Annotated in this window: 1 protein-coding gene; it reads left to right on the top strand. The window is 61.0% G+C overall.

Features of this window, described 5'->3' with window-relative positions; translation table 11 throughout:
• Positions 1-164 precede the first annotated feature (164 nt).
• Positions 165-1,811, top strand: a complete 1,647-nt coding sequence (locus CG471_RS29710; protein ID WP_099234654.1) for an IS1634 family transposase — start codon at positions 165-167, stop codon at positions 1,809-1,811.
• Positions 1,812-1,919 lie beyond the last annotated feature (108 nt).

Below are 1,919 nucleotides of genomic sequence, written 5' to 3'. Positions count from 1 at the left end.
CCCAAGTTGAACAGTGCCGGCGGAACACGCAGGGAACGCGAGCTGGTAAGTATTTGATTTTGCTAGGCGTGGGTTTGGGGGCAAAACCGGATGTGCTAACAACATTTTGCCTGTAACTGGCCGTTTGGTTTATCTTTACGAGTACAGGCAGTAACAACCTGGCCATGTATGTCGTCGAACGAGTCGCGCGCGGCCACCGCTATCTTTACCTGGTCGAGAGCGTGCGCGAGGGCAAAACTGTCCGCCAGCGCACGATCAAGGCTCTGGGCCGCAAGGATGCGCTGGCCGCAAGTGGCGAACTCGACAGACTGGCCGCCTCGATCGCACGTCACGCAGAGCGCAGCATCATTCTGTCCGATATCGATGCAGGCCGGATCGTAGCCCGCAGGATCGGAGGCCCGTTGCTGTTCGGGCGCCTGTGGCAGCGGCTTGGCATCGATGCTGTATTGGAAGAGGTGCTGGAAGGGCGCCAGTTCGGCTTTGCCGTGGAGCGCGCCGTATTTGTCGCTACACTGCACCGCCTGTTCGTCTCAGGCTCGGACCGAGCCTGCCTGGACTGGATGGAGAGCTACGCCATCGACGGCAGCGAGGATCTTGCCCTCCATCACTTCTATCGCGCCATGGCCTGGCTCGGCGAGGAGATCGAGGAGAAGGCAGAAGGCGCATTGGCACCTCGCTGTGTGAAGGACGTGATCGAGGAGAAGCTGTTCGATCGCCGGCGGGACCTGTTCACTGATCTCAGCCTGGTGTTCATGGATACGACGTCGCTCTCGTTCTACGGTGCAGGCGGCGACACGCTGGGTCGGCGTGGTCATTCCAAGGACCACCGGCCCGAGCTTGCCCAGATGATCCTGGCCGTGGTGATCGACGCCGAGGGGCGTCCGATCTGCACCGAGATGGTCCCGGGCAACACGGCCGACGTGAAGGTGCTCATGCCCATCGTCACGCGCCTGCGTACCCGCTTTGGGATAACCCGCTCGTGCGTCGTGGCCGACCGCGGCATGATCAGTGCCGGTACGATCGCCGCCCTTGAAGAGCTGGGGATGGAATACATCCTGGGTGCGCGAGAGCGCACCAGCAACGTCATCCGCGATGTCGTGCTTGCCGACACTGCTCCGATGGTACCCCTGGTCCTCGAGCGACAGGCAGGAGACACCCAGCTGTGGGTCAAGGAAGTGCGCGTTGGCAAAGGCGCAGATGCCCAGCGCTACGTCGTCACGCTCAACGAAGCTGAGGCAAGGAAGGACAAGGCCGACCGGCAAGCGATCATCGATGGCCTCCAGACCCAGTTGAAGAAGGGCGACAAGGCCCTGGTCGGCAACTCGGCCTATCGCCGCTATCTCAAGGCCAGCGGCAAGACCTTCGAGATCGACATGGGCAAGCTTGCCGACGAGGCGCGCTACGACGGCATCAGCGTGCTGCGCACCAATGCCAGGATCACTCCGCTACAGGCCGTCATCCGCTACCGTGATTTGCTTCAGGTCGAGGCCCTGTTCCGCGTCGCCAAGGCGAGCTTCGATACCCGTCCCATCTTCCATCAGTCCGATGCCGCTATCCGCGGCCATGTGTTTGTCTCGTTCCTCGCTCTGACGCTGGCCAAGGAACTGACCCGCTTGTGTCAGGAAAAGGGCCTGCAGCCCGAATGGCAGCCGCTCCTCAACGATCTCGATCGCCTTCAGGAAGCCACCATCGAAAAGGACGGCAAGGTCATTACCACCCGCACCCACGTTTCGGGCCAGGTGGGGAATGTCTTCAAGGCAACCGGCATCGCGCTGCCGGCCAATATCAGCGAACTGCCGCCGCGAACCTAAGCCTCTGCAAGCTCAACCAAACCCAAAAATGTAGTGGTAACACTCGCGCCGGTGCGTGCATGTCATTGAACAAAAATGCCTTTTCCAAAAGCACTGTTCAAGTTGGGC

Source organism: Sphingobium sp. IP1, from assembly GCF_002708645.1.
In the GTDB taxonomy this organism is placed as follows: Bacteria; Pseudomonadota; Alphaproteobacteria; order Sphingomonadales; family Sphingomonadaceae; genus Sphingobium; species Sphingobium yanoikuyae.
This window is presented reverse-complemented; position numbering and strand designations above follow the sequence as displayed.